Origin of the sequence: Halomonas sp. G15 (assembly GCF_021282295.1) — a bacterium.
GTDB classification, from domain to species: domain Bacteria; phylum Pseudomonadota; class Gammaproteobacteria; order Pseudomonadales; family Halomonadaceae; genus Halomonas; species Halomonas alimentaria.
The window spans coordinates 1-26,401 of record NZ_JAJSPA010000047.1; the positions used below are offsets into that span (position 1 = coordinate 1).

Genomic DNA, 26,401 nt, shown 5'->3' on the forward strand with positions numbered 1-26,401 from the left:
CCTCGGTGCCCGCGAGTGCCAGCCACTCCCGGGCACCGAGGGCCGGCGACGGCATGCCGGCCTCAGCGCAGGGCGGCGCTGACCGCCCGCCGCGGGTTGTGCACGCGATCTCCCACGCCCAGGGTGCGGCTGGCCTCCATGACCAGGCCATAGCTTATCTTCTGGTAGGTCTTGAAGACCATCACCAGGCCGGCATCCTCCCCCGGCAGGCGTAACTGCTCACCGGTGCGCGGATCGCTGACCAGCTCGCCGCGCTGCTCGACCATCAGCACATGGCCGGGCTCGAGCCCATCACGCTGGCCGCGGTCCAGCGCCACCACCTGCAGGCGGCCGATGAACTGCACGCCCCCGGGAACAGACAGGATGGTGCCCTCCACCTCACGCTCGGGGGCACGCGGAATGAACTCGGTCACCAGGCCGCGATCCTCCAGGGGCAGCACGATATCGCCGTTGCGTACCTCCTGGCGTGACGAGCTCACCTCCAGCACCGTCATGTCCTCCTCCTGGCGTTCGCGGCGGGCCTGGCCGACGCTCTCCAGCTCCAGGCCCAGCAGCTCGCCGCTGGCCGGGTCGAGGAAGCGCTCGCCCACGCGATAGAAGCCCACGCGCCCACCCGCAGGCACCTCGCCCCGGGCATAGAGGCGATCGCCCACGCCGCTCATCAGCCGACGGTCATCGCCACCCACCACATAGGCCAGCTCCTCGAGGGCCTCGGGGTCATCGACGATGCGGTGCTCACGCAGGAAGTGGCGAATATCTTCAAGCGGGATCGGCGTGATCGCCTCGCGATGCGGAATGGTGCGCATCTCGGGCGACAGCCTCACCTGCCCCTGACCCCGCTCCAGCCCCAGGCAGGGACGGCCGCCGCAGTCGTAGAGGTAGATGACATCGCCCGGATAAATCAGGTGCGGGTTGCGAATCTGCGGGTTGACCTGCCACACCTCGGGCCACTGCCAGGGATGGCGCAGGAAGCGCCCCGAGATATCCCACAGGGTGTCGCCGCGCACCACGGTATAACGGTCCGGGGCGTCGCCACGCAGGCCATCTTCCCAGCTCAGCCCCTGGCCCTGGACACCAGCAGCCAGGGCCATGCCCAGCGCCGCCACCAGGCCCAGCCAGCCGCGCCGCACCTTGCCGTCACTTATCTGCCTCATCCCTGCTCTCCCCGCGTGTCACCGGCCGATGCCATGGAACGCTACCGGCGTGTTATAGTCTGAGGTTATCGACGTGTTGCGACTTCGGCCCTGTCGTTGCCGTGCGCATCACACATAGAATAGTGTCATTGTGTAAATGACAGCATAACGGTGAAACCAACGCCATGGCCAAATTACCTATCCTCGAATACCCCGACGAGCGCCTGCGCAACCGGGCGGCGCCGGTGGAGACCGTCGACGACGAGGTGCGCCGGCTGGTCGACGATATGCTGGAGACCATGTACGACGCCAGGGGCATCGGCCTGGCCGCTACCCAGGTGGACGTCCATCGCCGCGTGATCGTCATGGATGTCAGCGACGACCGCACCAGCCCCCTGGTGCTGATCAACCCCGAGGTTGCGCCCATCGGCGAGGAGCGCGAGCCGATGCAGGAGGGCTGCCTGTCGATCCCCGAGTACTATGCCGATGTGCCGCGCGCCCTGCGTGTCCACCTCAAGGCCCTGGATCGCGACGGCCAGCCCTACGAGCTGGAGGCCGACGGTTTGCTTGCCCACTGCATCCAGCACGAGCACGACCACCTCGAGGGGGTGCTGTTCGTCGACTACCTCTCGCCGCTCAAGCGTGACCGGGTAATGAAGAAGATGCAGAAGCGCCACAAGCTGATGCACGACGCCTGACCCCGTCCCGCCTCACCGCGAAGGCCGACGCAACATGCGTCGGCCTTCGTCGTTTGCGGTCCGCTCCGTTATCATTAGGGGCATTCACTCACGGCCAGGCTCCCACCATGTCCCGACCCCACGACTCTCGCTCACTCAGCGTCATCTTCGCCGGTACGCCCGACTTCGCTGCCGAGAGCCTCGCGGCGCTGCTGGCCAGCCGCCACCGCGTGATCGCCGTCTATACCCAGCCCGACCGCCCATCCGGTCGTGGCCGCAAGCTGACGCCGAGCCCGGTCAAGGCGCTGGCCCTCGAGCACGACCTGCCGGTGTACCAGCCCGAGAGCCTCAAGGACCCCGAGACCCAGGCGGAGCTCGCCGCCCTCGACGCCGACCTCATGGTGGTGGTGGCCTACGGCCTGATCCTGCCCGGGGCGGTGCTGGAGGCGCCACGACTGGGCTGCCTCAACGTCCACGCCTCGCTGTTGCCGCGCTGGCGTGGTGCCGCGCCCATCCAGCGGGCCATCGAGGCCGGCGACGCCGAGAGTGGGGTGACCATCATGCAGATGGACGAGGGGCTCGACACCGGCGACATGCTGCTGGTGCGGCCCACGCCGATCACCGCCTCGACCACCGGCGGCGAACTCCACGACACCCTGGCCACGCTGGGCGGCGAAGCGATCGTCGAGGCCCTGGACGCCCTGGCCGAGGCGGGCCTATCGGCTACGCCTCAGCCCGAGGAGGGCGTCACCTACGCCGCCAAGCTCTCCAAGGCAGAGGCCGAACTGGACTTCCGCTGCCCCGCCGCGGAGCTTGCCGCCCGGGTGCGCGCCTTCAACCCCTGGCCGGTGGCCTGGTGTGCGTTCGACGGCGACCGTCTGCGCCTGCTGCTGGCTGAGACACACGACCTCGGCGAGGGTGAAGCCCCCGCCGCCCCGGGCACTCTGCTTGCCCATGACGATGATGCGCTGCGCATCGCCTGCGGCCCCGAGGGCCGTGAGGTACTGCGGGTGACCCGTGCCCAGTTGCCCGGCGGCAAGGCATTGCCCTTCGCCGAGCTGCTGCGTGCCCGGGCCGACCGCTTCCCCGCCGGCCTGCAGCTGGGCCGCCACGACGAGGAGACCCCGGCATGAGCGACGCTCCCGGCAAGCCCCGCCGCCCCGCCTCCCGGGGCATCGAAAACGACGGCGGGTTGGCGGTGCGCGCCGCCGCCGCCCGCGCCCTGGTCCCGGTGATCACCGGCAAGGGCTCCCTCACCGGCCTCGATGACCACCAGGTAGTGGCCCGCGACCGCGCCCTGTTCAAGGCGCTCTGCTTCGGCGTCTGCCGCACCCTGCCGCGCCTCGAGGCCCTGGCCGCGAAGCTGCTGGTCAAGCCCTTCAAGGCCCGCGACGCCGACGTCCAGGCGCTGCTGCTGCTGGGCATCCACCAGCTGCTCTACCTGCGGGTGCCCGCCCACGCCGCGGTGGGCGAGACCGCCGGGGCCGCCCGCCTGCTCGGCAAGGAGTGGGCCACCCGGGTACTCAACGGCTGCCTGCGCCGCCTGCAGCGTGAGTCCGCCGCCCTGCAGGCGGAGGTGGACCGCGACCCCGCCGTTGCCCTGCTGCACCCGACATGGCTGCTCAAGGCGCTGCGCCAGGCCTGGCCCGACGACTGGCGCGCCGTGGCCGAGGCCAACAATGTTCCCGGCCCCATGACGCTGCGGGTCAATCGTCGCCATGGCGATCGCGAGGCCTACCTCGACCGCCTCGCCGCCGCCGGCCTGGAGGCGCGCCTGTGCGCCCACGCCCCGGACGGCATCACCCTGGAGACACCCTGCGACGTGCACGACCTGCCGGGCTTCGACGCCGGCCACGTCAGCGTCCAGGACGAGGCCGCCCAGCTCGCCACGGTGCTGCTCGGCCCGGCGCTGGCGCCCCGCCCCGGCGCACGGGTGCTCGATGCCTGCTGCGCCCCAGGGGGCAAGACTGCCCACCTGCTGGAGGTGTTCGACATCGAGATGCATGCGGTGGACAGCGACGCCGAGCGCCTGGCCCGGGTCGAGGGCGCCCTGGAGCGCCTGGGCCTCGGGGCGCGCCTGGCCCATGGCGACGCCACCGCCCGCGACTGGTGGGACGGCACCCCCTTCGAGGCGATCCTGCTCGACGCCCCCTGCTCGGGCAGCGGCGTGATCCGTCGCCACCCGGACATCAAGCGCCTGCGCCGCCCCTCGGATATCAAGGCGCTGGCCGCGCTGCAGGCACGCCTGCTCGACAACCTCTGGCCGCTGCTGCGTCCGGGCGGCACCCTGCTGTACGCCACCTGCTCGGTGCTCCCCCAGGAGAACAGCGAGCAGATCGCCGCCTTCCTGGCGCGCACCCCGGATGCCGAGGCGACCACCCCGCCAGACGTGGCCTGGGGGCGCCCCGCCGGTGCCGGGCGCCAGTTGCTGCCGGAGGTCGACAGCCAAGACGGCTTCTTCTATGCCAGACTCAGGAAGGCCAACGCCTGACGCGGGAAGGGGCCGCCGTCCCGCCAGGCTGCACCGCATGACCGCTTATCCACACACGCCGGAGGCATCATGAGCAACCACGTCTACAAGCATATCGAACTCACCGGCTCCTCCGAGGAGGGCATCCAGCAGGCCATCGAGAGCGCCATCACCAAGGCCAGTGATAGCCTGCACGGCATGCGCTGGTTCGAGGTCATCGACACCCGCGGCCATGTCGAGCATGGCCGGGTATTGCATTGGCAAGTCACGATCAAGGTCGGTTTCACCCTGGACTGACTCTCGCGGCCTGTCCTTCCCGTGGCGGCTGGTTTAGGCTAGCCGTCACGTGCTGCGGCGCACCAGCAGGCGCCGCCCCTCGACCCAGCGGAACCCCCACGCGATGAAGATCATCATTCTCGGCGCCGGCCAGGTCGGCGGCACCCTGGCCGAACACCTGGCCCGCGAGGAGAACGACATCACCGTCGTCGACACCGACGGCAACAAGCTGCGCGAGCTGCATACCAAGCTCGACATCCGCACCGTGGTGGGGCCCGGCTCCTACCCCATGGTGCTGCGCCAGGCGGGCTGCGAGGACGCCGACATGCTGATCGCGGTGACCAGCCAGGACGAGGTCAACATGATCGCCTGCCAGGTCGCCCATACCCTCTTCCGCACCCCCACCAAGATCGCCCGGGTGCGCGCCACCGCCTACCTCACCCGCCGCGGCCTGTTCGCCCACGAGGCGGTGCCCATCGACGTGCTGATCAGCCCCGAGCAGGTGGTCACCGACCATATCCGCCGCCTGATCGAGCACCCCGGCGCCCTGCAGGTGCTGGAGTTCGCCGGCGGCCTGGTGCAGCTGGTGGCGGTCAAGGCGATCTACGGCGGCCCTCTGGTGGGCCAGGACCTGGCCTTCCTGCGCCGCCACATGCCCAGCGTGGATACCCGTGTGGCGGCCATCTACCGCCGCAACCGGCCCATCATCCCGCGCGGCGACACCGTCATCGAGGCCGACGACGAGGTGTTCTTCATCGCCGCCCGTCGCGATATCCGCGCGGTGATGAGCGAGCTTCGGCGCCTCGATCGCGACTTCCGCCGGGTGATGATCGCCGGCGGCGGCAACATCGGCGAGCGCCTCGCCGAGCACCTCGAGCACAGCCACCAGGTGAAGATCATCGAGCACAGCCTGGAGCGCTGCACGGTGCTCTCCGAGCGCCTCGACCGCACCGTGGTGCTGCATGGCAGCGCCACCAGCAAGCGGCTGCTGGAGGAGGAGAACATCGAGGAGTGCGACATCTTCTGCGCCCTGACCAACGACGACGAGGTCAATATCATGTCGTCGATGCTGGCCAAGCGCATGGGAGCCAAGAAGGTGCTGACGCTGATCAACAACGCCGCCTACGTCGACCTGGTGCAGGGCGGCGAGATCGACATCGCCATCTCGCCGCAGCAGGCCACCATCGGCAGCCTGCTTACCCACGTGCGCCGAGGCGACATCGTCAACGTGCACTCCTTGCGTCGCGGTGCCGCCGAGGCCATCGAGGCGATCGCCCACGGCGACACCCAGTCCTCCAAGGTGGTGGGGCGCGCCATCGGCGAGATCGACCTCCCCCGGGGCACCACCATCGGCGCCATCGTGCGCGGCAAGGAGGTGATGATCGCCCATGACGACGTGGTGGTGGAGTCCGGCGACCACGTCATCCTGTTCGTGATCGACAAGCGCCGCATCCGCGACGTGGAGCGGCTGTTCCAGGTCGGGCTGACCTTCTTCTGACGGGGAGTCATCGATGAGCCTGCGCATGATCCTGCGCATCCTGGGGCTGCTGCTGATGCTCTTCAGCCTGACCATGATGCCGCCGATCCTGATCTCGTTGCTGTTCGCCGACGGCCAGTGGGACGCCTTCGCCGTGGCCATCGGCATCACCGTACTGACCGGCCTGGCGATGTTCCTGCCCAACCGCCGCGCCCGCAAGGAGCTGCGCACCCGGGACGGCTTCCTGATCGCCGCGCTGTTCTGGAGCGTGCTGGCGCTGTTCGGCTCGCTGCCGCTGATGCTCACCGACGTGACGCCGCTCTCCCTGACCGATGCGGTGTTCGAGTCCTTCTCGGGGCTGACCACCACCGGCGCCACGGTGATCACCGGCATCGAGCACCTGCCCGAGTCGATCCTCTACTACCGACAGCAGTTGCAGTGGCTCGGCGGCATGGGGATCGTGGTGCTGGCCGTGGCCATCCTGCCGACGCTGGGCGTCGGCGGCATGGCCCTCTACCGCACCGAGATCCCGGGGCCGCTCAAGGACTCCAAGCTCACCCCGCGCATCACCGAGACCGCCAAGGCGCTGTGGTACATCTACGCCTCGCTGACCATCGCCTGCATGCTCGCCTACATGGCCGCCGGCATGGACTGGTTCGACGCCCTGGGCCACAGCTTCTCCACCGTGGCAATCGGCGGCTTCTCCACCTACGACGCCAGCATCGGCCACTTCGACAGCGCCGCCATCGAGCTGATCTGCGTGTTCTTCCTGCTGGTCTCCGCGGTCAGCTTCAGCCTGCACTTCACCGCCTGGCGCCAGCGCAGCGTGCTGCACTACTTCGAGGACCCCGAGGCGCGCTTCCTGCTGCTGTTCCTGGCCGGGCTGACCACCATCACCGCGATCTCGCTGTGGCTGACCGGCACCTACGAGACCCAGCTGGGGCTGCGCCATGCCCTGTTCGAGGTGGTCTCGGTGGCCACCACCGCCGGCTTCGCCGTGGCCGACTTCTCGCTGTGGCCCGGCGCCCTGCCCTTCCTGCTGTTCATGGCCGCCTTCGTGGGCGGCTGCTCCGGCTCCACCGGCGGCGGCATGAAGGTGATCCGCATCATCCTGATCCTCAAGCAGGGCATGCGCGAGGTGATGCGCCTGATCCATCCCAGCGCGGTGATCACGGTGAAGATCGGCAAGGTCAGCGTGCCGGACGGCATCGCCCAGGCGGTGTGGGGCTTCTTCTCCGCCTACGTGATGCTGTTCTTCCTGATGCTGGTGGGGGTGATGGCCACCGGGGTCGACCAGGTCACCGCCTGGTCGACGGTAGGCTCGGCGCTCAACAACCTGGGCCCGGCGCTGGGCGAGGCCTCCGCCCACTACGGCGACCTGCCCGACCTGGCCAAGTGGATCCTGGTGATGGCCATGCTGCTGGGCCGCCTGGAGATCTTCACCGTACTGGTGCTGTTCACCCCGGCCTTCTGGCGGCGCTGACACCTCCCCCGGGTTTGGCCGAGCGCTGACGTTCGTGGATAATCGACGCTTCACTCCCTCGAAGCGAGCCTCCATGACCGAGACCCAGGCCCCGACCCGCCCGGATGACGCCACCAGCGGCCCGCAGCGGGTCCTGCAGGTCGGCGAGACCCGCTACACCCTGCTCGGCACCGCCCACGTCTCCGCCGAGAGCGCCGAGGACGTGCGCCGGCTGATCCGCTCCGGCGAGTTCGACGCCGTGGCCATCGAGCTGTGCGACTCCCGCCACCATAGCCTCACCAACCCCGACGCCCTGGGGGAGCAGGACCTGTTCCAGATCTTCCGCCAGGGCAAGGCCGGGATGGTGGCGGCCAGCCTGGCGCTGGGCGCCTTCCAGCAGCGCCTGGCGGAGCAGTCCGGCATCGAGCCCGGCGCCGAGATGCGCGCCGCCCTGGAGGAGTCTCGGCAAGCGAAGCTGCCGCTGCTGCTGATCGACCGCGACGTGGGGATCACCCTCAAGCGTATCTACCACAATGTCCCCTGGTGGCAGCGTTTCTCGCTGTTCTCGGGACTGCTGGGCAGCGTACTGTCACGCCAGGAGGTCTCCGCCGAGGAGATCGAGCGGCTCAAGGAGGGCGACGTGCTGGAGTCCACCTTCAGCGAGTTCGCTGCCGAGTCGGAGAGTCTCTACACCCCGCTGATCAGCGAGCGCGACCGCTACATGGTGCTGCGCCTGGCCGAGGAGGCGCCGCCCGGGCGCTACCGGAACGTGCTGGTGGTGATCGGCGCCGGCCATATGAAAGGCATGGCCGAACACTTTGCCGCTCCGCTGCCCGAGGCCCCGCGTCCGGAGCGCGAGGCCCTCGAGGCCACGCCACCGCCATCGAAGATCTGGAAGGCGCTGCCCTGGCTGATCACCGCCCTGGTGCTCACCGGCTTCGCCATCGGCTTCTCGCGCAACACCGACCTGGGCTGGCAGCTGGTAGTGGAGTGGTTCCTGATCAACGGCGTGCTCTCGGCGGGCGCCACCCTGGTGGCCCTGGCCCACCCATTCACGGTCATCGCCACCTTCTTCGCCGCGCCGCTCACCTCGCTCAACCCCACCATCGGCGCCGGCTTCGTGGCCGCCGGGGTGGAGCTCTACCTGCGCAAGCCCAAGGTGCGCGACTTCTCCACCCTGCGCCACGACGTCACCCACCTCAAGGGGTGGTGGCGCAACCGGGTGTCTCGCACCCTGCTGGTGTTCCTGACGGCCACCCTGGGCTCCGCCGCCGGCACCTGGATCGCCGGCTTCCGCATCGCCGGGACTCTCTTCGGCACCGCCTAGCCTCTCTGCTTCCGCGCCAGCAGGCGTTGCATCGCCGCCGTCGGCTCCTCGATCTTCTCGAAGCGCCGGCTGGCGGCGTAGCTGTCGTTGAAGGCATCGAAGTAGTCGTCCAGGGCCTGGGCGGCATCCTCGTCGCCGCCCTGGCGCAGCAGTTCGGCGGCCACCTCGGCGGTGCACAGGTGGGCGCTGGAGGCCGGCTTGCGCAGCCGGTAGCGGGTCAACCGCTCGGTGCGCAGGGGCAGCACCGGCAGGGCATCCAGATAGGGGCTCTTGCGGAAGATGCGCCGTGCCTGGCGCCAGGTACCGTCGAGCAGCAGGTAGACCGGAATGCGACCCGCCGCCTTCGCCTCGGCCACGGCGTCGATGCCCACCACACGCTCGGCGTAGTCGGGCTGGTCATCGGGAAAGACCACGAAGGGCGCGAAGCGCTCATCCTCCAGCAGCGTCAGCAGGCGCTCGTCGGGCGCGGTGCGGTACCAGGTGAAGACCTCGGTATCGGGCAGCACGTCCCGGATCAGCCGCCCGGTATTGGTGGGCTTGAGGTGTTCCATGGAGTGGGTCAGCAGCCACACCCGCGCCTCGCTCTCGGCGCCAACCGCATAGGGACAGAGGCAGTTGAGTTGCGGCAGGTTGCAGCCCGGACAGCGTTCGACGAAACTGCCGCGGGCCTTGAACTCGCGGCGCGGTGGCCGTGGATGACCGGTCCCGGGGTCACGCGAAGAGCCGGTTGCAAGGTCGCGCCGCTGACGGGGCTCGGGGTCGTGGAAGGAATCGTCCTGCATGGTGGCCTGTGTCCGGGGGCAAAAGCGGGGGCGCATTCTAGCATGCGACTCACGCCCTGCCCCGCCTCAGCCCAATAGTGTCTCCGGGACCCAGAGCCGCCCCTCGCGTCGCCAGTGGCGCACCAGCGCCGGCACCCCCTTGCCGGCGGGCTGGCTGAGTCGGGTAACGCCGGGAGGCGCCAGCGCCTCGGCCTCGGGGTCGACCAGCAGGCAGGGTGCCTCGAAGGGGGCGTGCTGCAGCAGGGAGGCCGCCGGCATCACGGCCAGCGAGGTGCCCACCACCAGCACCAGATCGGCATCGGCGACGATCTCGCAGGCCTCCCCGAAGTGGGGCACCTCCTCGCCGAACCACACTACATCGGGGCGCAGCTGGCTGCCCTTGTCACAGATGTCACCCAGTTCGATGCCGCCGCGGGGCAGTGGATAGTGCATGCGGCGGTCCACCGAGGAGCGCGCCTTGAGGATCTCACCGTGCAGATGAAGCACATGGCGGGAACCGGCCCGCTCATGCAGGTCGTCGATATTCTGGGTGATGATGCTAACCCGAAAGCCCTGCTCCTCCAGCGCCGCCAGGGCCTTGTGCGCGGCGTTGGGGCGCGCCCGACGAACCTGGTCGCGACGCGCGTTGTAGAACGCCAGCACCCGCGCCGGGTCACGCCGCCAGGCGCCGGGGGTAGCGACCTCCTCGACGGGATGGTCGGCCCACAGGCCATCCGTCGCACGGAAGGTCTGGATACCGCTCTCGGCGCTGATGCCCGCCCCGCTCAACACCACCAGATGCGGCACTCGCTGCTCCGCCATGCGTCACCTCTTGCCACTGACTGCCTCGAACGAAGCTATCACCTGTTGTTCGGACCGGCCAGCAGCGAGCCGGCTCAGGCCCCGTGATAGCCGTCCTCTTCCGGACTCTCGTGGGCGCCTCTGGGGAGTTCGGCGGCCCAGGCCATAGCGGCAACATGGTCGCGCCTGGCAAAGGTCTGGATCTCCACCGCCCTGAAGAGGCGCTCCTCCAGATGGGCAACGTGCTTGAGCCACGCCTGGTCGGTGACCACGGCGGCACGGTGATAGCGCTCCAGGTCGCCGAGTTGGGTCAGGCCGTAACCGACATCCTTGAGCAGCGCGCCGAGGGTCATCCAGCGCAGGTCATCGATGATGATCACCAGGCTGACCAGGGGGTGGCTTCGCTTGGCGGCCTCGATGGCATCGATGGCACGCTGTAGCTCCTGTCCGGTCACCATGCCACCCGCCTTCATCGCCACGACATGCCCCGCCGAATGGGTAATCAGGTCCAACATGATGTTCTCCTTGGGTCGAGAGCCCTGCATGCAGTCATCAGGGACTTCACTCGCCTTCAGCATAGCGTGCCGCGCTTCGGCTAGTGGATCAGGCCGTTATCCTCGTCGCCACTGAAGCGCTGCTTGTTGCGGTAGGGGTAGACGTCGATGACCCGGCCATCGAGGATCGCCTGCTGCAACCCCTTCCAGTAGTCGGCATCGAACAGCTCGGGGTGGAGCTGGTAGAAGAGCTTGCGCAGGCGAATATCGGCAAACAGGAAGGGGCCGAACTCCTCGGGGAAGATATCGTTGGGCCCCACCGAGTACCAGGGCTCGTCGGCCAGCTCCTGCTCAGGGTAGAGCGGCTCGGGGATATGCCGGAAATTGCACTCGGTGAGGTAGCAGACCTCGTCGTAGTCGTAGAACACCACCCGACCATGGCGGGTCACCCCGAAGTTCTTGAGCAGCATGTCGCCGGGAAAGATGTTGGCGGCGGCCATCTGCTTGATGGCGTTGCCATAGTCCTTGAGCACCGCCCGAGTCTCCTCCTCGTCACACTGTGCGAGATAGAGGTTGAGCGGGGTCATCATGCGCTCGGTGTAGCAGTGCTTGATGATCACCTTGTCGCCGCGCAGATAGGCGGTGGAAGGTGCCACCTCCAGCAGATGCGCCAGGCAGTCGGGATCGAAGTGGTCCTGGCGGGCGATGAAGTTGGAGAACTCCTGGGTATCGGCCATGCGCCCCACCCGGTCGTGGCGCTTCACCAGGCGGTACTTGTCACGGACGTTATCCCGACTCATCGCCTTGCCGGGGTCGAAGCGATCCTTGATGATCTTGAACACCGTGCGGAACGAAGGCAGCACGAACACCGCCATGACCATGCCGCGCACCCCCGGGGCGATGATGAACCTGTCCTCGCGCCGCGCCACCTGGCGGTTGAGGGCCCGGAAGAACTCGGTCTTGCCGTGCTTGAAGAAGCCGATGGCGGCATACAGTTCACCCTGGGGCTTGTCGGGCATCAGCCCCTGGAGGTAGTGCACGAACTCGCTGGGCACCACGACCTTGACCTGGAAGTAGGCGCGGGTGAAGGAGAAGATGATCGACACCTCGTCGGGCTCGATCAGCACCGTATCCAGGTAGAGCCCCTTGCCCTCCTCGTGGAGCACCGGCAGCACCAGTGGCACCTGCTGGCCACCACCCCGCACCCGGCCGACCAGGTAGGCGCCCTTGTTGCGATAGAAGACACTCTTGATCAGCTCGATCTCGGCCTCGGGATCATCGCGAACGGCCTCCGGCAACAGCCGCCGGAGGGCCTCTCCCCCTTGTCCGGCATCCCGCTCCAGGTCGATGAAGGGCGTCACGAAGCGCGCCTCGCCCAGCGCCCAACGCAGCCCGGCCACCCAGTCGCCCGCTACCCGGCGGTGCCGACATAGGGTCAGGCCGGAATGGTGGGCCGCCTGCTCGCGGGAGCTGTAGACGAACATCCAGTCGTTGCGGATATGGCGATGGTGGAAGAGCGAGCAGAACATCGAGTTGAAGTAGGTCTCGGCCAGCTCGTAGTCGAGCCGCTGGTTGATCAGCTCGGCGTAGTGGGTGCGTGCCTCGCGCCAGCACTCGAAGTCGGTGAGAACATCATCCGCGAAGCTGCGACGCAGTCGGTGCAGGGTCGCCTGGACCTTCTCCTCGTAGAGGTTGATGCGCTCCGCCGACGCCTGCTGCGCCTCACGCCATGCCGCCTCGGCGAAACGCCGGCTGGCATCCGCGGTGATCGCCTTGAAGCGCGAACGGTATTCGTCGAAACCATGCAGAATGGTGGCGGCGAGTCGGTAGCTGGGCGAGAGTGGCATGATCGGCTCCGGGGGGCATCGGGCGAGCCTACAGCATGGACAGGACTCGCGACCACGACGAGCCGACCATGGTGGCAGCCACCCCAGGCCAATCACAGTTAGCTATGCTTCGATAGCGAAAGGCACCGGGGAAGCCTTGAACGGTGCCGCCATCTGCGATGGCCCTGGCAGCCGGCGCCTTGCGCAAATCAGGACCTATTCGGTACCATTTGAGCGCTGCCGCAGATGCGGCTCCTCCAGGGAAGCGTCCCAGGATCGACCATGCAGACCAATCCCGAGAAACATCAGGCCACCTTTCGTGTCACCCTCCTGTCGGTCGCGGTGAACTGCGTGCTGGGCGTGGCCAAGATCATCGTGGGCTGGATTGTCGGCTCGGCCGCGCTGGTGGCGGATGGCGTGCACTCCTTCTCCGACCTGGTGACCGACGGCTTCGTGCTCGCCGCCTCCCACTATGGCCACCAGGGCCCCGACCACGACCACCACTACGGCCATGGACGAATCGAGACCCTGGCCACGCTGTTCCTGGGCAGTGTGCTGATCTTCGTCGCCGGTGCCATCGCCTGGTCGAGCGTGGAACGGCTGTTCTCCACCGCCGAGATCCCGCCCCCCGGACTCTGGGCGATTCTGCTCACCGCCCTGGCGCTGCTCGCCAAGGAGTGGCTGTTCCATATCACCCGCCGGGTGGCGCGACGCATCGGCTCGAAGATGCTCGAGGCCAACGCCTGGCACCACCGCAGCGACGTGCTCTCCACCGGGGTGGTGATGGTGGCCCTGATCGGCAGCCAGTTCGGTGCCGCCTGGATCGATACCGTGGCGGCGGTGATCGTCGGCCTGCTGGTCGGCAAGGTCGGCTGGGACCTGCTGTGGGAGTCGGGCCGCGAGCTGGTGGATACCGCCCTGCCCGTGGCCACCCAGGAGGAGATGCGCCGGATGGCCATGAGCGTGCCCGGGGTGCACGGTATCCACGACCTGCGCACCCGCCAGTCGGCGGGACGCACCATGCTCGACCTGCACGTGGTGGTGCCGCCACGGATCAGCGTCTCCGAGGGCCACGAGATCGGCAACGAGGTGAGTCGCCGACTACGCAACGGCTTCCCCGCCCTCACCGACCTGACCTTCCATATCGATCCCGAGGACGACGCCGGCGAGGGCGACCCCAGCCGCTTCCCGGGGCTGCCGCTGCGCCCCGAGGTGGAGACTGCGCTGGCCAGGCGCTGGGCCTCGCTTGCGGTCTGGTCGGAGATCCGCGAGATGGAGCTGCACTATCTGGAGGACAGGGTCACCGTGGTCATCTGCCTGGACGAGGCGTGTCCACGGGAGAGCCAGGCGGTGGCGAGGGAGCTGGAAATGCGCGCCGACGACATCGACTGGCTCTCCCACGTCGAGGTGCGCCGCCTGTCCGGCACCCCCTACCTGCCGACCACCGGCTGAGCCCCGCGCCGGGGATGACATCGCCGCGACTGAGGGCGACAATGGCCGCCCTTCCTGAACCGGACCCGGCCATGGCGGACGAGCTGCGCATTCTCTATCGCGACGAGCACCTGGTGGTCGTGCACAAGCCCGCCGGGCTGCTGGTGCATCGCACCGCCCTGGCCCGGGGCGAGCGCGAGTTCCTGCTGCAGCGCCTGCGCGACCGGCTGGGCCAGCGGGTCTATCCGGCCCACCGCCTCGACCGCCCCACGTCGGGGGCCATGGTGTTCGCCCTGTCGCCCGAGATCGCGGCATCCCTGGGCGAGGCCTTCGCCGGGCGCGAGGTGGCCAAGCGCTACCTGGCGGTAGTGCGCGGTATCGGGCCCGCGACTGAACGCCTCGACTATGCGCTGCGCGAGGAGGATGGCAGCCGTCCCAAGGCGGAGATGCCGGCCATGGAGGCCGTCACCGATATCCGCCGCCTCGACAGCGTGGAGCTGCCGGTGCAGGTGGACCGCTACCCCCGGAGCCGCTATTCGCTGATGGAGGCCTGCCCCCTGACCGGACGGCGCCACCAGATCCGCCGCCACCTCTCCCGGCGCGGCTATCCGATCATCGGCGACGCCAAGCACGGCAAGGGCAACCACAACCGTTTCTTCGCCGAGCATCTGGGCACCCCCCGGCTGCTGCTGGCCGCGGTGGGTGTGGCCTTCGATCACCCGGCCTCGGGCCAGCGGCTGCGAGTCGAGTGCGCCCCGGATGGCGCCATGACCGCGCTGCTCGAACGCTTCGGCTGGGTCGGCCACCTGCCGGGGGACGGCGTGCAGCTGATCGCCCCTGGCGATAACCCCTGGCCCGCCGTCGCGACGCCACCCACTGACCCACTCACGACCCCATGAGACCATGAGCGATCCCATTACCGCCTCCCCCGCCGCCTTTGCCGAGGACGACCACGCGCTGCGCTTCGGCGGCATTCGCCGTCTCTACGGCGCACGCGCCTTCGCACGCTTTCGTACTGCCCATGTGGTGGTCGTCGGCGTGGGAGGCGTAGGCAGTTGGGCCGTGGAGGCCCTGGCGCGCTCCGGCATCGGCAGGCTGACGCTGATCGACCTGGACGATGTCTGCGTCTCCAACGTCAACCGTCAGCTCCACGCCCTGGACGGCAGCGTGGGGCGCCCCAAGGTGGAGGTGCTGGCAGAGCGTTGTCGGGCGATCCAGCCGGGAATCGAGGTGATGGCCGACGCCGCCTTCGTCACGCCCACCAATCTGGCCGAGCGCATTCCCGAGGACGCCGACCACGTGATCGACGCCATCGACAGCGTGGTCGCCAAGGCGGCGCTGATCGCCTGGTGCAAGCGGCGCAAGCTGCCGATCACGGTGACCGGCGCGGCGGGCGGCCAGACCGACCCCACCCGTATCCGGGTGGCAGACCTGACGCGCACCGAGCACGACCCGCTGCTGGCCAAGGTGCGCTCGCGGCTGCGCCGCGACTTCGGCTTCTCGCGCAATCCGAAACGGCGCTTCGCGGTGGAGTGCGTCTATTCCGACGAGCAGCTGGTCTACCCGGGCAGCGACGGCGAGGTGTGCTTCCAGAAGCCGGGCAGCGGCGAGGCCACCCGCCTGGACTGCGCCTCCGGCTTCGGCGCCGCCACCTTCGTTACCGGCAGCTTCGGCTTCGTGGCCGCCTCGCGAACCCTGGCCCGGCTGGCCAGGCAGGCCGCCAGCGAGCAGACTTCCCCTTGATGATCCCGCCCGTGCACCAGCATGCCGTCAACCCCGGGGTTTCCCGTCTCGATCAGGATTCCCTTCTTCTTCAGGAGAGTGCCATGACCCGCCCGCTACCGGTTCCCGGAATCTACTGCCACTACAAGGGCAACCGCTACGAGGTGCTCGGCGTGGCCCATCACAGCGAGAGCGAGGAGCCGCTGGTGGTCTATCGCGCCCTCTACGGCGAATATGGCCTCTGGGTGCGACCGCTGGCGATGTTCACCGAGCTGGTGGAGGTGCAGGGCGAGCCGGTGCCGCGCTTCGACCTGGAGAAGGCCTTCTGAGGCGGGCTCGCGGGCTAGGGCCAGAACGACCACCGGCGCCACGATGGGCGCCGGTGTCGGGAGCGGAAGGGCGGGGAGGGTCACTCGTCGCCGGCCTCCTGCATCTGCTTGAGCAGGTAGTTCTCGATGCCGACCTTGTCGATCAGGCCGAGCTCGGTCTCGATATGGTCGATATGACCTTCCTCGTCGGCCAGCAGGTCGCGGAACAGGTCGCGGGTCACATAGTCCTTCACCTGCTCGCAGTAGCCGATGGCTTCGATGTAGTCGTTGCGCCCCTCATGCTCGATCTTGAGGTCGCTCTCGAGCATCTCGCGCACGTTCTCGCCGATATGCAGCTTGCCGAGGTCCTGCAGGTTGGGGATGCCCTCGAGGAAGAGGATACGCTCGATCAGCTTGTCGGCGTGCTGCATCTCCTCGATGGACTCGTCGTACTCCCACTTGGCCAGCTTCTGCAGGCCCCAGTCCTTGTACATCTTGGCATGCAGGAAGTACTGGTTGATGGCCACCAGCTCGTTGCCCAGGGCGCGGTTGAGATACTCGATGACCTTGCTGTCGCCTTTCATGGATCTGCCTCTCATGATGTGGGGAGTCCACCCAAGCTTGGCATGCCGGGATGACGATTGCCAAACCCCGACGCGAGAATATTCGCCGATGCCGTTATACGGCGTAGGCGAGCTCCGCGCCCGAGAGCAGCAGCTCCTCCTTCACCGCCTCGCGGGTCAGGCTCTTGCCCACGCAGGCACACTTGCCGCACTGGGTGCCACAGCCGGTCTCGGCCTGGACCTCGCGCCAGCTGCGCGCGCCCTCCTCGACGACCTGACGGATACGGCGATCGGAGACTCCCTTGCAGATGCAGACGTACATGCGAACACCTCGCGTTGGATAGCGAGAACAAATGTAAATGATTCGCATAAGTTGTTGCAACCGGGACTCGACCAATGTCTGATCCCGATCAATTCCCGGACTATCTGGCCGGCTTGGGCAGCACCACGACCCGGGTGCCCGAGGCAATATCGGGCCAGCTGCGCCGCTCGGCATCGAACAGCACCCACAGGTAGCCGAGTCCCAGCGCGGCCACCGAGAGCCAGGCCACCAGGTAGCGCACCATGGCCTGGCGCAGGGAGATGGCGTAGCCATCCCGGGTCTGCACCCGCAGCCGCCAAGCCTGCATCCCCAGCGTCATGCCGCCACGGCACCAGAAGAAGGCAAAGAAGGCGAAGGCCGACACCAGCATGATCAGCCGCAGGGAGGCAACCTGCAGGAAGCCCACCCCGACCTGCTCGGCCGGCAGGCCGACCAGGTGGCGCACGGCCAGCAGGTGCAGGCCGGCCATCAGCAGCCAGATCGCGACCACCAGAAAGGCATCGTAGAGCATGGCGCCCAGCCGGCGGCCGAGGCCGGCGGGCCAGACATCATCGAGGTTGGGGAAGCGGCGGGGCATGGGCTCTCCTTGTCTCAGCCGCTGCGGCGCAGCAGGAGGATTCCTACCGCGGCGCAGATCAGGGTGGGCGCCAGCACCGCCCAGGCGGGCGAGAAGCCGAAGACCGTGGAGGCCGGTGCCAGCAGGTCCTGCAGGTACTTGAATGCCAGGCCGGTGACCACGCCGTAGAATACCCGGGTGCCGGCGGCCACGCTGCGCAGCGGGCCGAACACGAAGGAGGCGGCCACCAGTACCAGCGAGCCCATGGTCAGCGGCAACAGCATCTTCTGCCAGAAGTAGAGCAGCGGCTGGGTGGCCTGCTGGCCCTGGTCGCGCAGATAGCGAGCGTAGGCCCACAGCTCGCTCGGCGACTGGCTTTCGACGTCGCGCAGCAGCCGCGAGAGCTGCTCCGGCGTCAGCTGGGTATCCCACTCCCGGGTCGCGAGGTGTTGCGCCTCGGTGCCCTGCTCGGAGAACCGCGTTACCGAGACGTCCTCCAGCACCCAATGCCCCCCTCGCCAGATAGCCCGCGCGGCGCTCAGCGCCTCGGCCAGGCGCTGGCCCTCGAAGCGGTAGCGAGTGAGGTCGAGCACGGTGTCGTCGGCACGGATGGCACCAAAGCGATAGAAGCTGTCGCCCTCGCGCTGCCATCCCCCGCGCTCGGTAACCAGGGCCCCGGCCCCCTGGATCTTCTCGACGCGCCAGGCACTGGCAAACTGCTCGGTACGCGGGGAGACGTACTCGGCGATGAACAGCACCACGACCACCACCAGGATGATCGGCTTCATGGCGCCCCACAGGATCCGCGCCAGGGAGCGCCCGGCGGCGCGCATCACGGTGAGCTCGTTGCTGGAGGCCATGCTGCCCAGGCCGATCAGCGCGCCGATCAGCACCGCCACCGGCGCGTACTGATAGAGCCGCCAGGGCAGGCGCATCAGCAGGTAGAGAAGCACCTGGAAAGCGCCGTAGTCACCCTCCACATCGCCCAGGTCGTTGATGTAGGTGATCACCAGGTCGAGGCCCAGCAGCACCACCTGGACGACGATGATGGCACCCAGTACGTTCCGCGCCAGGTAGCGGTCGAAGCGATCGGCAATCATCCGCTCATCCCCTTGCGCTGGGCGCGCACCATCATCCATAACCCCAGCGCCAGGAAGGCGCCATGGATCGGCCACATGCCCACTGCGGCCGGCAGGTTGCCGCGACCGATGGCGTCCAGCGCCGCCAGCAGCAGGCTCAGGTAGGCCACATGCAGGAAGATCGCCGGCAGCAGCTTGGCAAAGCGCCCCTGGCGCGGATTGACTCGCGACAGCGGCATCGCCAGCAGGGTCAGGATGAACACCATCAGCGGCATGCCCAGCCGCCACTGCAGCTGGGCACGCGCCTCGGGCGACTCGTCACCGAACAGCTCGCGGGTGGGAGTGAGCTCGGGAGAGTCGAGCTCGCGCAGCGACTCGGCCCGCGACAGGCGCACCGCATAGGTCTCGAACTCGAGCCGCTCGGCCTGATGCCTGCCCGGCTCGACGCTGTAGCGTTCGCCGTCGGTCAACACCAGGAAGCGGCTGCCGGTATCGTCGTCCACCGCCTGGTGGCCGGCCTCGGCGCGGGTCACAACGCTCTCCGGGGTGCCGTCGCTGCGCCGCTGCCGCTCGCTGATGAAAACACCACGCATCTCGGCACCATCCTCGCTGAAGCCTTCGGTATAGGCGGTACGCCCACTGCCGAACTCCTGAAAACGCCCGGGCCCCAGGGTGGAGAAGTCGACCCGGCTGCGCTGATCCTCGAGCAACGTCTCGGTCTGGAGTGCCCCGGCCGGGGTCAGCCACAGGCTGCACAGCCCCACCAGCACAGACACCAGGACGGCCGGCACCAGGCTTACCTGGAGCAGTCGATTGGGGCTGGTACCGCAGGCTACCAGCACGGTGATCTCGCTGTTGAGGTAGAGCTGGCCATAGGCGAGCAGGATACCCAGGAAGAACGCCAGCGGCAGGATCAGCTCCAGGAACCCCGGTAGATGCAGCAGCATCAGGGTGCCGAGGATGTCGGCGGGTATCTCGCCTTCGGCGGCGTTGCTGAAGTAGCGAATGAAGCGACTGCCCATGATCACCAGCAACAGCACACCGGCAACGGCGGCCATGGTCAGCAGGATCTCGCGGGTCAGATAGCGGAAGATGATCATGCGGCGTCTGCCATGCAATGGGGCCATGCCTTGGGTACACTGGAGCGACACGGCAACGTGCCGGCATTATCCAGAATCCCTCTACGCTTGTAACCCCAATTGCCAGTAACCCCAACGCTTGTCTTGTGGAGACGCCATGGAATTCCCAGTCAGGACGGGTAACCCCGCCAAGGTCGAGAGCGCCTGTATCGTCATCCCGGTGTTCAAGGAGGAGGCGCTGCTGCCCACCGCCTCGCGCCTTGACGACGCCAGCGAACGACTAATGGGCCAGCTGCTCGAGCGCGGCGACTTCGACGCCAGGCTGGGCAACGTGCAGCTGGTCCCCTTCGCACCGGGCCTCTCCACCGAACGCCTGCTGCTGGTCGGACTGGGCAAGCGTGAGGCATGCCAGGAGACGGCTTTCCGCAAGGCGCTGGACGCCGCCTTCACCGCCCTGGCGTGCCTCCCGGTAGACGAAGCGGCAGTGGCCTTTACCGAGGTGCCCCTGGCGGATCGCGGTGCCGACTGGAAGGCACGCATGGTCGCCGAGGCCGCCCATCGCGCCCTCTACCGCTTCGAGGAGTTCAAGTCCGAGAAGGCGCCCGCGTCGCGACTGGCCTCGGTGACCCTGCTGGTCAACGACGACGGCGACGCCGCAGCAGCCCGGGAGGGCGCACGCATCGGCGACGCCGTAGGCCAGGGCATCAACGCCGCCCGCACCCTGGGCAACCTGCCGGGCAACGTCTGCACCCCGAGCTACCTGGCCGAGCGGGCCGAGGCGCTGGGTGAAGCCTCCGGCGGCGCACTGGCGGTGGAGATCCTCGACGAGGAGGCCCTGGAGGCGCTGGGCGCCCATAGCCTGCTGTCGGTGGGCCGCGGCAGCGAGCAGCCCTCGCGGCTGATCGTCATGACGTACCAGGGCGCCGACAACCCCGACGAGGCGCCTCACGTGCTGGTGGGAAAGGGCATCACCTTCGATACCGGCGGCATCTCGCTCAAGCCCGGCGAGGCCATGGACGAGATGAAGTTCGACATGTGCGGCGCGGCCAGCGTATTCGGCACCGTCGAGGCGGTGCTCGGCATCCGACCGAAGGTCAACCTGGTGGCCATCGTGGCCGCCGCCGAGAACATGCCTGACGGTCGCGCCACCAAGCCCGGCGATATCATCAGGACGCTGAAAGGCCTGTCGGTAGAGGTGCTCAATACCGACGCCGAGGGCCGCCTGGTGCTGTGCGATGCCCTGACCTACGCCGAGCGCTTCGAGCCGGCCAGCGTGGTGGATATCGCGACCCTGACTGGCGCCTGCATCATCGCCCTGGGCCATCACGCCACTGGCCTGCTCGCCAACGACGACGACCTGGCACTCGACCTGCTCGATGCCGGCGAGGCGGCCTGGGATCGCGCCTGGCACCTGCCGCTGTGGGACGAGTACCAGCAACAGCTCGACTCCAACTTCGCCGACCTGGCCAATATCGGTGGCAAGCCGGCGGGCACCATCACCGCCGCCTGCTTCCTCTCGCGCTTCGCCGACAAGTTCCCCTGGGCACATCTGGACATCGCCGGCACCGCCTGGAGCTCCGGCAAGGAGAAGGGCGCCAGCGGCCGCCCCGTGGGCCTGCTGACCCAGTACCTGCTGGACCGCGAAGCCGACGCCGTGGTGGAAACCGAGGCGGAATAGCGCCTCGCTCTTGCGTTTTTTCCGCGTCGCCTTTCTCATGTGGGACTGACGATGAATCCACGACCCGGGCCGGCTCTCACCGGCCCGAGCTTCCAGTATCACCCCGGGGCTGGCACGCCCCGGGCGTAGCGGAGACCCCTTGCCGTGTCGAATGCCAGCTTCGAACTCCTGCCCAACTCCACCCCCACGGCCGACTCGATCCGTGAGGACATCCTCGCCAGCCCCGGCTTCGGCCAGTACTTCACCGACCACATGGCCCACGTACGCTGGACCCTGGACGCCGGCTGGCACGGCCACGAGGTACGTCCCTATGGCCCGCTGACCCTGGACCCCGCCGCCGCCGTGCTGCACTACGCTCAGGAGATCTTCGAGGGCATCAAGGCCTACCGCCACGCCGATGGCTCCATCTGGACCTTCCGTCCCGAGAAGAATGCCGAGCGCTTCCGTCGCAGCGCCCGCCGGCTGGCCCTGCCCGAACTCTCCGACGAGGACTTCATCGGCTCGATCAAGGCGCTGCTGGCCCAGGACCACGCCTGGGTACCGACGCCGAAGAGCGAGGCCGACGAGTGCAGCCTCTACCTGCGCCCCTTCATGATCGCCAGCGAGAAGTTCCTCGGTGTGCGCCCGGCCCAGGAGGTCGACTACTACGTGATCGCCTCGCCGGCGGCGGCCTACTTCAAGGGTGGCATCGAGCCGGTCTCGATCTGGCTCTCGGAACACTACAAGCGGGCCGCCCCGGGCGGCACCGGCTTCGCCAAGTGCGGCGGCAACTACGCCGCCTCCCTGGCGGCCCAGAAGGAGGCCAGCGCCAATGGCTGTGGCCAGGTCGCCTTCCTGGATGCCGCCGAGAACAAGTGGATCGAGGAACTCGGCGGCATGAACCTGTTCTTCGTGTTCAAGGACGGGCGCATCGCCACCCCGCGCCTCACCGACACCATCCTCGAGGGGGTGACCCGCGACTCGGTGCTGACCCTGGCCCGGGACGAGGGGCTGACGCCCGAGGAGCGCCCCATCAGCATCGACGAATGGCGCGAGGGCGCGGCCAGCGGCGAGATCACCGAGGTCTTCGCCTGCGGTACCGCCGCGGTGATCACCCCGGTGGGTGAGCTGGTCAGCGAACAGGAACGCATCCGCCTGGCCGGCGACAACGGCAACCCCATCGCCAAGCGTCTGCGCGCCAAGCTGCTCGACCTTCAGTATGGCCGTGCGGAAGACACCCACGGCTGGCTGACGCAGCTGGTGTAAGGCGTGACCCAGATAGACTTCTACGTCCTTCCCGATACCACCCTGGAGGCGCGTCTCGACTTCGCCTGCCGGCTGGCCGAGACCATCCAGCGCAAGGGCTATCGGCTGCACCTGCACGCCGAGGACGAGGCCATGGCCAGGGAGCTCGACGCGGCACTGTGGACCTTCCGGGCCGATGCATATGTGCCCCACGCCCTGGCCGGCGACGACCTCGCCGACCGAGTGCCGGTCACCATCGGCTGGGCTGAGCCGCCGCCTCCCGAGCGTGCGGTGCAGGCCCTGCTCAACCTCTCGCCGGGCATCCCCGAGTGGTTCTCGCGCTTCGAGCGTGTCGCCGAGATCATCAACCAGCACCAGGCGGTATTGACCGCCAAACGCGAGTGCTGGCAGACCTACCGGAAGCGCGGCTATCCGGTCAAGGCGCATCAGCTGCGCGGCCAGCCAGGCTGACGCCAGCCACCCCGCCGGGCTATAATCAAGCCCATTTTTCGTCGCCATTCCTGCCGTCCGGCCATCTGGCCGGCGGTGATCATTTCTGGACCCGGAACGCCCATGGACAAGACCTACCAACCCGCGCAGATCGAATCCCGCTGGTACCAGCGCTGGGAGGCCGATGGCCGCTTCGCCCCCGCAGGCGAGGGCGAGCCCTACTCCATCATGATCCCGCCGCCCAACGTCACCGGCAGCCTGCACATGGGTCACGCCTTCCAGGACACCATCATGGACACCCTGATCCGCTGGCGGCGGATGCAGGGGCGCAACACCCTGTGGCAGGTGGGCACCGACCACGCCGGCATCGCCACCCAGATGCTGGTGGAGCGCAAGGTCGCCGCGGAAGAGGGCAAGAGCCGCCACGACCTCGGCCGCGAGGCCTTCATCGACAAGGTGTGGGAGTGGAAGCAGGAGTCCGGCGGGCATATCACCCGCCAGCTGCGTCGCATGGGGGCCAGCGTCGACTGGAGCCGCGAACGCTTCACCATGGACGACGGCTTCTATCGGGCGGTCCAGGAGGTCTTCGTGCGCCTCTTCGAGGAGGACCTGATCTACCGCGGCAAGCGGCTGGTCAACTGGGACCCGACCCTGCACACCGCCATCTCCGACCTGGAGGTCGAGAACCGCGACCAGCAGGGCAGCTTCTGGCACTTCCGCTACCCGCTGGCCGACGGCGCCACCACAGACGACGGCAAGGACTACCTCATCGTCGCCACCACCCGCCCCGAGACCCTGCTGGGCGATACCGGCGTAGCGGTGAACCCCGAGGATCCGCGCTACGCCTCACTGGTCGGCAAGTTCGTGGAACTGCCCCTGGTGGGGCGCCGGATCCCCATCGTGGCGGATGAACATGCCGACATGGAGAAGGGCTCCGGCTGCGTGAAGATCACCCCGGCCCACGACTTCAACGACTACGAGGTCGGACGTCGCCAGGGCTTGCCGCTGATCAACGTCTTCACCCAGGACGCATCGATCCTCACGCGCGCCGAGGCCTTCGATATCCAGGGCCGTCCGCTGGCCGAGATCGACACGAGCCTGCCGGAGGCCTACGCCGGCCTCGACCGCTTCGAGGCTCGCGCACGCATCGTCGCCGACATGGAGGCCGCTGGCCTGCTCGAGCAGGTTGAGACGGTGAACAACACCCTCCCCTATGGCGATCGCAGTGGCGATGTCATCGAGCCGCTGCTCACCGATCAGTGGTTCGTCGCCGTGGAGAGCCTTGCCAGGCCCGCCATCGAGGCCGTGGAGAAGGGCGATATCCAGTTCGTCCCCAAGAACTACGAGAACATGTACTTCGCCTGGATGCGCGACCTGCAGGACTGGTGCATCTCCCGCCAGCTGTGGTGGGGGCATCGTATTCCCGCCTGGTACGACGCCGAGGGCAACGTCTATGTGGCCCGCAGCGAGCAGGAGGCCCGCGAGAAGCACGGACTGCCTGCCGACCTCGAGCTGAATCAGGACGAGGACGTGCTGGACACCTGGTTCAGTTCGGGGCTGTGGACCTTCGGGACCCTGGGCTGGCCGGAACAGACCGAGGAACTCAAGACCTTCCACCCTTCCAGCGTGCTGGTCACCGGCTTCGACATCATCTTCTTCTGGGTCGCGCGGATGATCATGCTGACCCTGAAGTTCACCGGCGAGGTGCCCTTCAAGCAGGTCTATGTGCACGGCCTGGTACGTGACGGTCAGGGTCAGAAGATGTCCAAGTCCAAGGGCAACGTCCTCGACCCCATCGACCTGATCGATGGTATCGAGCTGGACACGCTGGTGGAGAAGCGCACCGGCAACATGATGCAGCCCCAGAAGGCCAAGGCCATCGCCAAGGCCACGCGCAGCGAGTTTCCGGAGGGCATCGAGCCCCACGGTACCGATGCGCTGCGGTTCACCTTCCTCTCCCAGGCCACCACCGGACGCGATATCAAGTTCGACATGGGCCGCCTGGATGGCTACCGCAACTTCTGCAACAAGCTGTGGAACGCCTCGCGCTATGTGCTGATGAACGCCGAGGGCGAGGATACCGGCCTGGCTGGTGAGGCGGTCGAGCTGTCCCTGGCCGACCGCTGGATCCTCTCGCGCCTGCAGCAGACCGCAGCCCAGGTGACCAGGGCCATGGAGGAGTTCCGTTTCGATCACGCCTCCCAGGCGCTCTACGAGTTCGTCTGGAACGAGTACTGCGACTGGTACCTCGAGCTCTCCAAGCCGGTACTCTGGGACGACAACGCCAGCCTCGAAGCCAAGCGCGGTACCCGGCGGACCCTGGTCCGCGTGCTGGAAGCCATCCTGCGCCTGGCCCACCCGATGATGCCCTACATCTCCGAGGAGATCTGGCAGCGCGTGGCACCGCTGGCCGGTACCTTCCAGGGCGCGGGCGACTCCATCATGGCCCAGCCCTGGCCGACCGCCGACGAGGCGCTGCTCGATGAGGGCGCCACCCGGGATATCGAGTGGCTCAAGGGGGTGATCGTGGCGGTACGCAATATCCGCGCCGAGATGAACATCGCCCCGGGCAAGCCCCTCGACGTGCTGCTCACCAAGGGCGGCAGTGCCGATCGCGAGCGTCTGGAAGCCAATCGCCTGTTCCTGGCCAAGCTGGCCAAGCTGGAGAGCGTCGAGTGGCTGGATGACCCGCAGCAGGCGCCGCTCTCGGCCACCCAGCTGGTCGGCGAGATGGAGGTGCTGGTGCCCATGGCCGACCTGATCGACAAGGAGGCAGAACTGGCCCGCCTCGACAAGGAGATCGAGAAGCAGGACAAGCTGATCGGCGGCATCGAGAAGAAGCTTTCTAACGAAGGCTTCGTGGCCAAGGCGCCCGCCTCGGTGGTGGAGAAGGAGCGCGGCAAGCTCAACGATTTCCAGGCCTCCCGGCGCTTGCTGGCGGAGCAGCGCGACAAGATCGCCGCCCTCTGAGCCGGCCCAGCGCCCGTCTGACCCGAGCCCGGCCGATGGCCGGGCTTTTTACTGCCTGCCGACCGTGCGGTGGAGCCAGCCAAGCAATGCCCCGAGCGCAAAAAGCCCCGAACTCACAAAGGAGCACGGGGCTTTGTTCAATACATGCAAAAAGCCCCGACCATCTCACGATGCTCGGGGCTTTTCTTAATAAGTGCCTGACGATGACCTACTCTCACATGGGGAGACCCCACACTACCATCGGCGCTGAGCGGTTTCACTGCTGAGTTCGGCATGGGATCAGGTGGTTCACGCTCGCTATGGTCGTCAGGCGAA

25 protein-coding genes and 1 rRNA gene are annotated in these 26,401 nt (G+C 67.8%); 15 read left to right on the forward strand and 11 right to left on the reverse strand.

The window, feature by feature from the left end:
- Positions 1-62 precede the first annotated feature (62 nt).
- Positions 63-1,091, reverse strand: coding sequence for a LysM peptidoglycan-binding domain-containing protein (locus LWH48_RS16070; RefSeq protein ID WP_442908324.1), 1,029 nt, complete (start codon positions 1,089-1,091; stop codon positions 63-65).
- Positions 1,092-1,318: 227 nt separating this feature from the next.
- On the opposite strand from LWH48_RS16070, the gene def reads away from it, so the two are divergent.
- From def to LWH48_RS16105, 7 genes are all read left to right on the forward strand, one after another.
- The gene (gene def / locus LWH48_RS16075; protein ID WP_161429917.1) at positions 1,319-1,831 is read left to right on the forward strand and encodes a peptide deformylase; all 513 of its coding nucleotides are present in this window, start codon (positions 1,319-1,321) and stop codon (positions 1,829-1,831) included.
- A gap of 107 nt (positions 1,832-1,938) precedes the next feature.
- A complete protein-coding gene (gene fmt / locus LWH48_RS16080) occupies positions 1,939-2,943 on the forward strand; it encodes a methionyl-tRNA formyltransferase (RefSeq protein ID WP_232913352.1) in 1,005 nt (334 codons plus the stop codon).
- Positions 2,940-4,301 (forward strand): 16S rRNA (cytosine(967)-C(5))-methyltransferase RsmB, encoded by a 1,362-nt coding sequence (rsmB, locus tag LWH48_RS16085; RefSeq protein ID WP_232913353.1) that lies wholly within the window; start codon positions 2,940-2,942, stop codon positions 4,299-4,301. Before fmt ends, rsmB begins: the two co-directional genes overlap by 4 nt.
- A gap of 69 nt (positions 4,302-4,370) precedes the next feature.
- Entirely contained in the window at positions 4,371-4,577 is a 207-nt protein-coding gene (locus LWH48_RS16090) for a dodecin (protein WP_161429914.1), read from the forward strand.
- Positions 4,578-4,680: 103 nt separating this feature from the next.
- The gene (gene trkA, locus LWH48_RS16095) at positions 4,681-6,054 is read left to right on the forward strand and encodes a Trk system potassium transporter TrkA (protein ID WP_161429913.1); all 1,374 of its coding nucleotides are present in this window, start codon (positions 4,681-4,683) and stop codon (positions 6,052-6,054) included.
- 13 nt (positions 6,055-6,067) lie between these two features.
- The gene (locus tag LWH48_RS16100) at positions 6,068-7,516 is read left to right on the forward strand and encodes a TrkH family potassium uptake protein (RefSeq protein ID WP_161429912.1); all 1,449 of its coding nucleotides are present in this window, start codon (positions 6,068-6,070) and stop codon (positions 7,514-7,516) included.
- 73 nt (positions 7,517-7,589) lie between these two features.
- Positions 7,590-8,822 (forward strand): TraB/GumN family protein, encoded by a 1,233-nt coding sequence (locus LWH48_RS16105; RefSeq protein WP_232913354.1) that lies wholly within the window; start codon positions 7,590-7,592, stop codon positions 8,820-8,822.
- On the opposite strand, the gene LWH48_RS16110 is transcribed toward LWH48_RS16105, so the two are convergent.
- The 4 genes from LWH48_RS16110 to aceK all read right to left on the reverse strand — a co-directional run bounded on the left by LWH48_RS16110 (position 8,819) and on the right by aceK (position 12,725).
- Positions 8,819-9,604: a tRNA-uridine aminocarboxypropyltransferase gene (locus tag LWH48_RS16110; RefSeq protein WP_232913355.1), complete on the reverse strand. Its 786-nt coding sequence runs from the start codon at positions 9,602-9,604 to the stop codon at positions 8,819-8,821. The two genes, LWH48_RS16105 and LWH48_RS16110, sit on opposite strands and share 4 nt — an antisense overlap.
- A gap of 66 nt (positions 9,605-9,670) precedes the next feature.
- Entirely contained in the window at positions 9,671-10,405 is a 735-nt protein-coding gene (locus LWH48_RS16115; protein ID WP_232913356.1) for an SIR2 family NAD-dependent protein deacylase, read from the reverse strand.
- Positions 10,406-10,479: 74 nt separating this feature from the next.
- Positions 10,480-10,899, reverse strand: coding sequence for an STAS/SEC14 domain-containing protein (locus LWH48_RS16120; protein ID WP_232913357.1), 420 nt, complete (start codon positions 10,897-10,899; stop codon positions 10,480-10,482).
- An 80-nt stretch (positions 10,900-10,979) separates the two neighbouring features.
- Positions 10,980-12,725, reverse strand: a complete 1,746-nt coding sequence (gene aceK, locus LWH48_RS16125) for a bifunctional isocitrate dehydrogenase kinase/phosphatase (RefSeq protein WP_232913358.1) — start codon at positions 12,723-12,725, stop codon at positions 10,980-10,982.
- Positions 12,726-12,986: 261 nt separating this feature from the next.
- On the opposite strand from aceK, the gene LWH48_RS16130 reads away from it, so the two are divergent.
- The 4 genes from LWH48_RS16130 (at position 12,987) to LWH48_RS16145 (ending at position 16,186) form a co-directional block, all read left to right on the forward strand.
- Positions 12,987-14,156, forward strand: a complete 1,170-nt coding sequence (locus LWH48_RS16130) for a cation diffusion facilitator family transporter (RefSeq protein ID WP_232913359.1) — start codon at positions 12,987-12,989, stop codon at positions 14,154-14,156.
- 71 nt (positions 14,157-14,227) lie between these two features.
- Positions 14,228-15,034 carry a pseudouridine synthase gene (locus LWH48_RS16135; RefSeq protein ID WP_232913360.1) on the forward strand — a complete coding sequence of 269 codons (807 nt, stop codon included), beginning with the start codon at positions 14,228-14,230 and terminating at the stop codon, positions 15,032-15,034.
- 4 nt (positions 15,035-15,038) lie between these two features.
- Positions 15,039-15,878 carry a tRNA cyclic N6-threonylcarbamoyladenosine(37) synthase TcdA gene (gene tcdA / locus LWH48_RS16140; RefSeq protein WP_232913361.1) on the forward strand — a complete coding sequence of 280 codons (840 nt, stop codon included), beginning with the start codon at positions 15,039-15,041 and terminating at the stop codon, positions 15,876-15,878.
- 83 nt (positions 15,879-15,961) lie between these two features.
- A complete protein-coding gene (locus LWH48_RS16145; protein WP_232913362.1) occupies positions 15,962-16,186 on the forward strand; it encodes a DUF1653 domain-containing protein in 225 nt (74 codons plus the stop codon).
- An 80-nt stretch (positions 16,187-16,266) separates the two neighbouring features.
- Here the strand turns inward: LWH48_RS16145 and bfr are convergent, their stop codons facing one another.
- From bfr to lptF, 5 genes are all read right to left on the reverse strand, one after another.
- A complete protein-coding gene (gene bfr / locus LWH48_RS16150) occupies positions 16,267-16,749 on the reverse strand; it encodes a bacterioferritin (protein WP_232913363.1) in 483 nt (160 codons plus the stop codon).
- A 94-nt stretch (positions 16,750-16,843) separates the two neighbouring features.
- Positions 16,844-17,050 (reverse strand): (2Fe-2S)-binding protein, encoded by a 207-nt coding sequence (locus tag LWH48_RS16155; protein ID WP_213312236.1) that lies wholly within the window; start codon positions 17,048-17,050, stop codon positions 16,844-16,846.
- A 100-nt stretch (positions 17,051-17,150) separates the two neighbouring features.
- Complete coding sequence (locus LWH48_RS16160) at positions 17,151-17,627, reverse strand: RDD family protein (protein WP_232913364.1); 477 nt, start codon at positions 17,625-17,627, stop codon at positions 17,151-17,153.
- 14 nt (positions 17,628-17,641) lie between these two features.
- Positions 17,642-18,706 (reverse strand): LPS export ABC transporter permease LptG, encoded by a 1,065-nt coding sequence (gene lptG, locus LWH48_RS16165; protein WP_232913365.1) that lies wholly within the window; start codon positions 18,704-18,706, stop codon positions 17,642-17,644.
- A complete protein-coding gene (lptF, locus tag LWH48_RS16170; protein ID WP_232913366.1) occupies positions 18,703-19,785 on the reverse strand; it encodes an LPS export ABC transporter permease LptF in 1,083 nt (360 codons plus the stop codon). Before lptF ends, lptG begins: the two co-directional genes overlap by 4 nt.
- A gap of 136 nt (positions 19,786-19,921) precedes the next feature.
- Between lptF and LWH48_RS16175 the strand changes: the two genes are divergently transcribed.
- The 4 genes from LWH48_RS16175 to LWH48_RS16190 all read left to right on the forward strand — a co-directional run bounded on the left by LWH48_RS16175 (position 19,922) and on the right by LWH48_RS16190 (position 26,086).
- Entirely contained in the window at positions 19,922-21,442 is a 1,521-nt protein-coding gene (locus tag LWH48_RS16175; protein ID WP_232913367.1) for a leucyl aminopeptidase, read from the forward strand.
- A 144-nt stretch (positions 21,443-21,586) separates the two neighbouring features.
- The gene (locus LWH48_RS16180; protein WP_232913368.1) at positions 21,587-22,687 is read left to right on the forward strand and encodes a branched-chain amino acid aminotransferase; all 1,101 of its coding nucleotides are present in this window, start codon (positions 21,587-21,589) and stop codon (positions 22,685-22,687) included.
- 3 nt (positions 22,688-22,690) lie between these two features.
- Positions 22,691-23,137 carry a DNA polymerase III subunit chi gene (locus tag LWH48_RS16185; protein WP_161429895.1) on the forward strand — a complete coding sequence of 149 codons (447 nt, stop codon included), beginning with the start codon at positions 22,691-22,693 and terminating at the stop codon, positions 23,135-23,137.
- Between the two features lie 102 nt (positions 23,138-23,239).
- Positions 23,240-26,086, forward strand: coding sequence for a valine--tRNA ligase (locus LWH48_RS16190; protein WP_232913369.1), 2,847 nt, complete (start codon positions 23,240-23,242; stop codon positions 26,084-26,086).
- A gap of 195 nt (positions 26,087-26,281) precedes the next feature.
- On the opposite strand, the gene rrf is transcribed toward LWH48_RS16190, so the two are convergent.
- Positions 26,282-26,397: ribosomal RNA gene (rrf, locus tag LWH48_RS16195) — 5S ribosomal RNA — on the reverse strand.
- Positions 26,398-26,401 lie beyond the last annotated feature (4 nt).

Excerpts from the sequence above, each read along its gene's own strand:
- lptF (WP_232913366.1), bottom strand. The coding sequence starts at position 19,785 with ATGATCATCTTCCGCTATCTGACCCGCGAGATCCTGCTGACCATGGCC.
- LWH48_RS16160 (WP_232913364.1), bottom strand. The coding sequence starts at position 17,627 with ATGCCCCGCCGCTTCCCCAACCTCGATGATGTCTGGCCCGCCGGCCTC.
- LWH48_RS16120 (WP_232913357.1), bottom strand. The coding sequence starts at position 10,899 with ATGTTGGACCTGATTACCCATTCGGCGGGGCATGTCGTGGCGATGAAG.
- LWH48_RS16070 (WP_442908324.1), bottom strand. The coding sequence starts at position 1,091 with ATGGCCCTGGCTGCTGGTGTCCAGGGCCAGGGGCTGAGCTGGGAAGAT.
- LWH48_RS16190 (WP_232913369.1), top strand. The coding sequence starts at position 23,240 with ATGGACAAGACCTACCAACCCGCGCAGATCGAATCCCGCTGGTACCAG.
- aceK (WP_232913358.1), bottom strand. The coding sequence starts at position 12,725 with ATGCCACTCTCGCCCAGCTACCGACTCGCCGCCACCATTCTGCATGGT.
- tcdA (WP_232913361.1), top strand. The coding sequence starts at position 15,039 with ATGAGCGATCCCATTACCGCCTCCCCCGCCGCCTTTGCCGAGGACGAC.
- LWH48_RS16090 (WP_161429914.1), top strand. The coding sequence starts at position 4,371 with ATGAGCAACCACGTCTACAAGCATATCGAACTCACCGGCTCCTCCGAG.
- LWH48_RS16130 (WP_232913359.1), top strand. The coding sequence starts at position 12,987 with ATGCAGACCAATCCCGAGAAACATCAGGCCACCTTTCGTGTCACCCTC.
- LWH48_RS16145 (WP_232913362.1), top strand. The coding sequence starts at position 15,962 with ATGACCCGCCCGCTACCGGTTCCCGGAATCTACTGCCACTACAAGGGC.
- LWH48_RS16115 (WP_232913356.1), bottom strand. The coding sequence starts at position 10,405 with ATGGCGGAGCAGCGAGTGCCGCATCTGGTGGTGTTGAGCGGGGCGGGC.
- LWH48_RS16105 (WP_232913354.1), top strand. The coding sequence starts at position 7,590 with ATGACCGAGACCCAGGCCCCGACCCGCCCGGATGACGCCACCAGCGGC.
- lptG (WP_232913365.1), bottom strand. The coding sequence starts at position 18,706 with ATGATTGCCGATCGCTTCGACCGCTACCTGGCGCGGAACGTACTGGGT.
- bfr (WP_232913363.1), bottom strand. The coding sequence starts at position 16,749 with ATGAAAGGCGACAGCAAGGTCATCGAGTATCTCAACCGCGCCCTGGGC.
- LWH48_RS16110 (WP_232913355.1), bottom strand. The coding sequence starts at position 9,604 with ATGCAGGACGATTCCTTCCACGACCCCGAGCCCCGTCAGCGGCGCGAC.
- LWH48_RS16100 (WP_161429912.1), top strand. The coding sequence starts at position 6,068 with ATGAGCCTGCGCATGATCCTGCGCATCCTGGGGCTGCTGCTGATGCTC.
- LWH48_RS16135 (WP_232913360.1), top strand. The coding sequence starts at position 14,228 with ATGGCGGACGAGCTGCGCATTCTCTATCGCGACGAGCACCTGGTGGTC.
- LWH48_RS16155 (WP_213312236.1), bottom strand. The coding sequence starts at position 17,050 with ATGTACGTCTGCATCTGCAAGGGAGTCTCCGATCGCCGTATCCGTCAG.
- LWH48_RS16175 (WP_232913367.1), top strand. The coding sequence starts at position 19,922 with ATGGAATTCCCAGTCAGGACGGGTAACCCCGCCAAGGTCGAGAGCGCC.
- def (WP_161429917.1), top strand. The coding sequence starts at position 1,319 with ATGGCCAAATTACCTATCCTCGAATACCCCGACGAGCGCCTGCGCAAC.
- trkA (WP_161429913.1), top strand. The coding sequence starts at position 4,681 with ATGAAGATCATCATTCTCGGCGCCGGCCAGGTCGGCGGCACCCTGGCC.
- fmt (WP_232913352.1), top strand. The coding sequence starts at position 1,939 with ATGTCCCGACCCCACGACTCTCGCTCACTCAGCGTCATCTTCGCCGGT.
- rsmB (WP_232913353.1), top strand. The coding sequence starts at position 2,940 with ATGAGCGACGCTCCCGGCAAGCCCCGCCGCCCCGCCTCCCGGGGCATC.